Annotated in this window: 6 protein-coding genes and 1 tRNA gene; 4 read left to right on the forward strand and 3 right to left on the reverse strand. The window is 38.5% G+C overall.

Annotated features, from left to right (window positions below):
• The first annotated feature begins 26 nt into the window (after positions 1-26).
• The 3 genes from UXI14_RS11855 (at position 27) to UXI14_RS11865 (ending at position 2,452) form a co-directional block, all read left to right on the forward strand.
• Positions 27-749 carry a copper homeostasis protein CutC gene (locus UXI14_RS11855; RefSeq protein WP_335966306.1) on the forward strand — a complete coding sequence of 241 codons (723 nt, stop codon included), beginning with the start codon at positions 27-29 and terminating at the stop codon, positions 747-749.
• Between the two features lie 67 nt (positions 750-816).
• Positions 817-2,058, forward strand: a complete 1,242-nt coding sequence (locus UXI14_RS11860; protein ID WP_335966307.1) for a metallophosphoesterase — start codon at positions 817-819, stop codon at positions 2,056-2,058.
• 97 nt (positions 2,059-2,155) lie between these two features.
• Complete coding sequence (locus tag UXI14_RS11865; RefSeq protein WP_277900296.1) at positions 2,156-2,452, forward strand: thioredoxin family protein; 297 nt, start codon at positions 2,156-2,158, stop codon at positions 2,450-2,452.
• A gap of 5 nt (positions 2,453-2,457) precedes the next feature.
• Here UXI14_RS11865 and UXI14_RS11870 read toward each other — a convergent pair whose 3' ends face one another.
• Together UXI14_RS11870 and UXI14_RS11875 are read right to left on the reverse strand one after the other, a co-directional pair.
• Complete coding sequence (locus UXI14_RS11870; RefSeq protein WP_335966308.1) at positions 2,458-3,096, reverse strand: polysaccharide deacetylase family protein; 639 nt, start codon at positions 3,094-3,096, stop codon at positions 2,458-2,460.
• 51 nt (positions 3,097-3,147) lie between these two features.
• Positions 3,148-6,528 carry a DUF2723 domain-containing protein gene (locus UXI14_RS11875; protein ID WP_335966309.1) on the reverse strand — a complete coding sequence of 1,127 codons (3,381 nt, stop codon included), beginning with the start codon at positions 6,526-6,528 and terminating at the stop codon, positions 3,148-3,150.
• A 187-nt stretch (positions 6,529-6,715) separates the two neighbouring features.
• Between UXI14_RS11875 and UXI14_RS11880 the strand changes: the two genes are divergently transcribed.
• A tRNA-Gln gene (locus UXI14_RS11880) sits at positions 6,716-6,787 on the forward strand.
• 400 nt (positions 6,788-7,187) lie between these two features.
• Here UXI14_RS11880 and UXI14_RS11885 read toward each other — a convergent pair.
• Positions 7,188-7,322 carry a hypothetical protein gene (locus UXI14_RS11885; RefSeq protein ID WP_335966310.1) on the reverse strand — a complete coding sequence of 45 codons (135 nt, stop codon included), beginning with the start codon at positions 7,320-7,322 and terminating at the stop codon, positions 7,188-7,190.
• Positions 7,323-7,472: the final 150 nt, after the last annotated feature.

Below are 7,472 nucleotides of genomic sequence, written 5' to 3' on the forward strand. Positions count from 1 at the left end.
ATTTTTACGGTTTAAATATAAGGAATATGATTGTAGAAATATGTTCCAATTCTGTAGAATCTGCCTGCAATGCCCAAAAGGGGGGTGCCGATAGAATTGAACTTTGTGCAGAATTGGAAGTTGGGGGAATTACACCTTCTTATGGGGTGATTAAAAGAGTGGTTGAAAAACTTTCCATTCCCGTTTTTGTACTGATACGGCCGAGAAGCGGAAATTTTACCTATACCCATGCCGAATTTGAGGTAATGAAAGAAGATATAAAATTTTGTAGGGAAATTGGTTGTAAAGGAATTGTGTCCGGGGTTTTAAACGAAGATAATACGTTGGATGCAGAGCGGACCAAAGAATTAATTGAATTAGCAAAACCCCTTTCATTTACATTTCACAGGGCTTTCGATTGGGTGCCGAATCCAGATGAAACCATGAAAAACCTAATTGGCCTAGGTTGCGACCGGCTGTTAACGAGCGGACAGCAGCCCAAAGCGTTAGATGGTTTGCCGCTTTTAACAGTGCTTCAAAATAAATATGGAAAGAATATAAAAATCATGCCGGGAAGTGGGGTCGACGAACAGAATGTCTTGAATTTTAAGGAAAAAGGCTTTGCAGAGATTCATTTTTCGGCATCGGTACCTGTCAAGGTTTTAAAAGCGCCACCTCCCATATCCTTCAACAACAATGCTTTTGACGAAAGTTTTGTGAAAAAATCCGACCAAAATAGGATACGGCAAATTGTAAATAAAGTTAAATAAACTCTAAAATATCTGTAAGTTGCTGTATATAAGATATTTTTGTTGAAAAAGTTCGAGAAAGAAAAATATGTCGCGTTTTTTTATTGTTTTAGGAATTATCTACCTCATTGGAGCCTTTTATGGCTTTCAAGCCTTTAGAACCTTAGTTAGAAACCCATATCTGCAAATAGCTTATGCACTTGCATTTGTAGCCGTTTTGGTGAATGTATATCTTCAATTTAACCATTTTGATAGATCTCAGGGAATGTCTCATGCCATGGGAATTTCGGTAGGGCTCTTTTTGGCGTTTATGACGCTGGGTTTTTTCTCCGGAATTTTTATGCTGATTGAAGATTTGGGGCGTTTGTTTGGATGGTTGTTTGGTAAAATTTTTCAATCGGGTGCCGTTGCTTCAAATACTTTTCCGTCAAGGAGAAAATTTATAAGCCGTATTGCGCTGGGCGTTGCCGCAGTTCCCTTTTTGTCGTTGCTTTATGGAATGTACAAAGGAAAATACGATTACCAAGTGTTGAAATATACATTAGAGTTTGATGACCTTCCCGACGCTTTTGATGGTTACCGGATTACACAAATATCAGATATCCACAGCGGAAGCTTCGACAATAAAAAGAAAATAGAATATGCAGTAGACCTTATTAACAAGCAGGCCTCGGATGTGTTATTGTTTACCGGAGATTTGGTAAACAACGTTGCTACCGAGATGCATCCGTGGAAGGAAACTTTTTCAAGATTGCATGCCACAGACGGGGTTTTTTCGGTATTAGGGAATCACGATTATGGCGATTATGCCGAGTGGCCTTCAGAAGAAGCAAAAAAAGAAAACCTTGACGAATTGAAGAAAATTCAAAAGGATATGGGCTTCGACCTCTTACTGAACGAAAGCCGTTACCTGGAAAAAGACGGACAACGAATTGCTTTAATTGGTGTTGAGAATTGGGGCGAAGGCGGATTTAAAAAAGCAGGAGACCTTGAAAAGGCAATAAAAAATATTAAGCCAGAAGATTTTAAAATTTTAATGAGCCACGATCCTTCGCATTGGCAATATCAGGTTTTAGAACATCCGTACCATTACCATTTAACCTTGAGCGGGCACACGCACGGAATGCAGTTTGGGGTAGAAATCCCGGGCGTAATTAAATGGAGTCCTGTAAAATACAGGTATAAATATTGGGCCGGGGTTTACGAAAAAATGGGGCAGTTTATAAACGTTAACCGTGGGCTGGGCTTTATAGGCTATCCGGGGCGTGTAGGAATTTGGCCGGAGATTACGGTAATTGAATTAAAGAAGAAAATTAAACCAGTAGTATAGTACATGCGGCCAAAAAAGCTGTCAAACAGTTAGTTTGGCGTATTTTATTACTTTTTTTATTACATTTGATTAATAAAGATGTTAAAATTGAACATTTATGTCAAAGTTTGGAGAGTTAATTGCCGGTAGTATTCCGGTTCTTTTAGACTTTTATACCGATTGGAACGAATCGTCTACAGCTATGCACCCGGTACTTCGGGACGTGGCCGCGGCACTTGGGGATAAAGCGAGAGTTATAAAAATAGATATCGATAAAAATCAGGAACTTGCCGAAGCATTAAGGGTTAAGGGCTTGCCAACCTTGATGATCTACAAAAGTGGTGAAATGGTATGGCGCCAAAGTGGCGAGCAAGATGCCAATACGCTTATTGGTTTGTTGCAAGAGTACGTTTAGTGTTTTTACAAAGCACGGCAATTGTAATTTTCTTTAGACAAAGAACTTAAAACTTCAGGAAGTACTTTTTTTAGGATTGGAAAGGACTTTTTGCTGTCGTGAAAAACGATAATACTTCCGGGCTTTATATGTTTCTGCACATTTTCAATACATTTTTTAGCTGAATTGGTCAAGTCGAAATCGGCGCTCAAAACATCCCACATAATAATTTTGTAGCCTTGTTTTATTAATTCTTTTGATGCTTTTCTGGAAATCCGCCCATATGGTGGCCTGAACAATTTTGGCGCATTTGGGGTCAAAAATCCGGCAAGGGATTTATCAGCAAATAAAACATTGCCTATATAATCTTTAAGAAGATGCTTTTTACAGTTTAAATGATTGTGTGTGTGATTTCCTATGGAGTGGCCTTCAGAAATAATTTGTTTGCATATATCGGGGTGCCTGTCAATATTTTTTCCGATACAAAAAAAAGTTGCTTTAGCCTGATGTTTTTTTAATTCATCGAGAACGAAATTGGTAACAATGGGGGTCGGACCGTCATCAAAAGTTAAAAAAACCTCCTTTTTGCCGGTTTCCAGTTCCCATATATAATCCTTATAAAGCGATTTGATCACTTGTGGGGTTTTTACCAAATATGCTTTCATAAGATATAATTAACAAAGCCACTAAGCATACTTAGCGGCTTTGCCTTTTTTTTAGTTGTTTTCCACGGGAAGTGAATCTACTTCCATTTGAGGGGTAACGTCTTTGGTTTCGTTCATCGCGGCCGAATCTATATTGGTTTCGGTTGGATTTCCGTCTATTATGGGATCTCCTTCTGGAACCTGTGTTGGTTGAGCACTTCCGGGTCTTCTGTAAAAATGACTAAAGCGCTCTAGGTATTGGTTAAAGGTCTGTGTCTCTGGCAATGCAAAATCTTTTTCGTCGTGCGCTACCACAATATCGAGCAGGCTCCTGTAACGCTCTATATCGCTTACAATATCTGATGCATACGAATATTGATCGTCTATATCAAGATTGCTATAATAGTTGAGGCTTTCTTGATATTTTTTGGCGACTTCTTGGTAGAGTTCCCTTGCCTTTTCTTTTTCATCGACCTCGTAATAACCTTGTACATACGGCTCAAGGAAAACATAATAACCAAAATAACCAAATGGCATTTTTTCCATGGCAAGGTTAAGAATGTCTTTGGCTTTATCTTTTTTGTTGGTATTTATCAATTTTTCTGACAGCCTTGCCAAATTGCCCCGATACGAAATACTATTTTTTCTGGTTTCGGGGTCATGGTAAATATTAGGCGATTCAGAATTGCCCCAATCCCATTCCGTAACAATATTATACATGAGGTCTTCGTCTATTCTGCCCATTTCATATGGATTGTTCTTGTCGATAGGAGTCTTTATTGGAACGAGCTTGTATACAAGTCCGTCTAGTTGCAAGTAGTCCTTCATCCATAAATATTCGGCAGGGTCAAAACTACCGCCCGTAAAATAGATAGGCCTTTCCCAGTTGTTGTTTGCGAGAAGGTCCAACATGAGCAATCTGTTTTTTGGCAAAGCAGATTTTGGAAGATCAATATCTATATAATCAACAATATCGGCAGCATCTTTTTCTTTCACCAAACCAGTTTCCAAAACATTTTTCTTGTTTACGGGAACCCTGATTTTATTGGTAGGGTAGAACGGTAAATTTAAATAGCTTTCTGGATATTGGCTTGGATCACCACCACGTTTTTTAATAAGGTTCCTTATGGTATTATCATCGTTGGCAATCCAATCCATAAAGCGTTTAATATCCCAACGCTCATCGGTTAATTGCTGGTAATAAACCACATCCCTGACGCCATAGGCATACTTATCGTGTGTTAATTGAGACGGGATAGGTTTGCTTTCGTATGCGGCCCGCTTCATTTGGTCGATGTACCAGTCGGTAGCGAACAAGCTGGTGTTTATGGTCCTTACATCGGTGCGGTAGCCTTCAATTTCCTGAGCGTACCACAAAGAGAAGGTGTCGTTATCGCCAATGGTAAAGAGCATGGCCCCGGCATCTTCTTCAATAGAATCGAGATACGATTTTGCCATGGACTGTGCCGTGTACCTGTCCGATCGGTCATGGTCGTTCCAGTTCTGGTAAGCCATTACAGATGGAACTGCAAGCAGGCATATAGCCGTAATAATAGGTGCCAATGTTTTTGGGGAAAGGTATTTTTTAAATTCATCAAAAAGCGCATAAACGCCCATGCCGATCCACATAGAGAACACAAAGAAAGAACCCACCAGGGCATAGTCTCTCTCGCGTGGTTCAAAGGGGCGTTCGTTTAGGTATATTTTTAAGGCCAGTCCCATAAAGAGAAAAAGGGCGAACAGCACCCAAAATTGCTGTTTACTGCTTTTCACCAAGAAAATAAAGCCAATAAGGCCAAGAATTAAAGGTAAAAAGAAGTACGTGTTTCTGGCTTTGTTGTTTAAAACATCCGATGGCAGATTGTCTTGAGAACCCAAGCGCCACTCGTCTATAAATTTAATACCACTTAACCAATTTCCGTGGTTGTCCAGTTTTCCTTGTATGTCGTCTTGCCTCCCCACAAAATTCCACATAAAGTAACGCCAGTACATATATCCCATCTGGAACTCAAACAGGTAATGCATATTTTGCCAAAAACTGGGTTTCTCAACTATAAGGAATTCGTTAAACTGTTTAATAAAGTTAAGGTATTCATCGGCATCGATAGTACCGTTTTCCAGTTCTCTTTTATATTGGCTTACGGCATCGGTTAATTGTTTTTCACTTCTGTATTGAGGCTTTACCATAATATTTACGGGGCCGGTTATCCTCATATAGTTGGCCGCGTGCTCGCTGCTCCACATTCTCGGCATGAAACCTTCTTGGGCATGGTTTGGCCCGGGCCTGGCATCTTTGTAATTGTTTACAATTACATATTTTTTGGTTTTATAGTCCCTTTCGTATTTTGGTTTATCATCTATATATGGGTCATCAGGATCCTGGCCCGCAAAGGCATCGGTAAACATAGGTCCGTAAAACAAATGCGTTTCGGGGTACTGTTCCAAGTTGTAATATGCCAATAACTGGCGGGCATCGGTAGGGCTGTTCTCGTTAATAACGGTTCCAGCATTGGCACGTATGGGCACCATCATCCAAGTGGAAAAACCTATAAGGATGAACAGGATGCTTAAAATTACCGTATTTATTAATTTGTAGTTCTTTTTTCGGGTGTAATTCAGGCCGAAATAAAACAATACCACAATAATAATTCCGGCAATGATTGTTCCCGAATTGAACGGAAGCCCAATGCTGTTTACAAAAAACACTTCCAAATAACCAAAAACTTTTAGCACATTGGGCAGTAAAAGCTTGAAGATAAACAATAAAATGGCTATTGAAATTACATTGGCGGATATAAAAGATTTTGCATTATATTCTTTATAATTTTTAAAATAATAAATCATCCCGAGTGAAGGAATGGTTAACAAGGCCATGAAATGGACCCCAAAAGATAGTCCAACCACTAATGATATTAAAATAAGCCAGCGGTGCCCTCTTGGGTTGTGCATATCGTCTGCCCACTTGAGTCCAAGCCAAACCATAAGCGATGTAAGGAGCATGGCCATGGCATAAACTTCGGCTTCAAGAGCATTAAACCAGAAACTGTCGGTATATGTAAAAGTTAATGCCCCAACAAGACCACTGCCAAGTATGGCCATATATTTCCCGGAAGTCAATTCTCCCGATTTCAAGGCTAATTTTCGGGTAATATTGGTAATAGACCAAAACATGAACAAAATGGTAAAGGCACTTGAAAAAACCGACATATGGTTAACCGTAATGGCTACCGATTCTGCATTAGGGGCAAACATGGCAAAAAAGGCGCCTATCATCTGGAAAAAAGGTGCTCCAGGAGGGTGCCCCACTTGTAATTTGGCCGAAGTTGCTAAGTATTCCCCCGCATCCCAGAAGCTGGATGTTGGCTCTACCGTTAAGTGATATGTAATTAATGCGATTAAAAAAACTATCCATCCAAGGATAGTATCCCATTTTTTATACTGAGTTGCGGTCATGTTTTTAATTATATAATGCAGGCGAATTTAATAAATAATAAGTGAAACTGGCTTACTTTTGAAAAATGTTAACAGGGGAGCGGTAAAAGAACAAAAAATTATTTAAAAAAATATTTGTGCATCTAAAAGTTTGTTATAAATTTGCACCTGCTTTTACGGGCAAGACCCCTGATGAAGCATATTTTACTGGCCTATGGTGTAATTGGTAACACAGCTGATTTTGGTTCAGTCGTTCAAGGTTCGAGTCCTTGTAGGCCAACATAAAAACCCTTAAAAACATTCGTTTTTAAGGGTTTTTGGTTTTTGAAGGGAATATAAGAGGGGTGTTTTAATTTCATTTTTTGCATTAATCAAAGTGTTATATTCCAATAATCCTCCTCCCAGTACAATTACTGAAAATGTTGCGTCCATTTTTGTTGATTTTATCTTTTCGTGATAAAAATGAAGTTTGCATATAGCAATCTATTACTTAAATAAATCAGGCTTTATATGGAATTCCCAATTGTTTTTATAATTTCCCTTAAGTCTGTGAGGTTTCATGGTTATTGGAATACCATCGATACCTTTCTCTTTAAGAATTTCTAACACTATAAAAATTATGTCAAGATTTTCAGAGCTTTGTTTAATTACCTTTTTTAAATTTTCTTGTTTCAAGTAATTTACACATCTTCTTTTAATAATCTTTCTTTATAGACTTTTAGGTTGTCTGTAGAAGATAGGTTTTTGGTGTTTTCTGCATCTTGTATGGCTTGTATTGTTTCATCATTGGGGATGTCACCTACAACTTGATACAAAATATATTCAATATAGTTGTTGAGGCTTCTTTTTTGAGCCCTAGCCTTTTTTTTAATGCTTCTACTAAATTTTCGTCTAGTCTAAATACTGTTTGTACTTTCATTATTTTAACGTGAGTTCGATATAAAAAAAGTAAAGTTTTCCCATAC

Source organism: Galbibacter sp. PAP.153 (assembly GCF_037029175.1).
Classification (GTDB): Bacteria; Bacteroidota; Bacteroidia; order Flavobacteriales; family Flavobacteriaceae; genus Galbibacter; species Galbibacter pacificus.

Coding starts and splice junctions, on each gene's coding strand:
- UXI14_RS11875 (WP_335966309.1), bottom strand. CDS start 6,528: ATGACCGCAACTCAGTATAAAAAATGGGATACTATCCTTGGATGGATA.
- UXI14_RS11855 (WP_335966306.1), top strand. CDS start 27: ATGATTGTAGAAATATGTTCCAATTCTGTAGAATCTGCCTGCAATGCC.
- UXI14_RS11860 (WP_335966307.1), top strand. CDS start 817: ATGTCGCGTTTTTTTATTGTTTTAGGAATTATCTACCTCATTGGAGCC.
- UXI14_RS11865 (WP_277900296.1), top strand. CDS start 2,156: ATGTCAAAGTTTGGAGAGTTAATTGCCGGTAGTATTCCGGTTCTTTTA.
- UXI14_RS11870 (WP_335966308.1), bottom strand. CDS start 3,096: ATGAAAGCATATTTGGTAAAAACCCCACAAGTGATCAAATCGCTTTAT.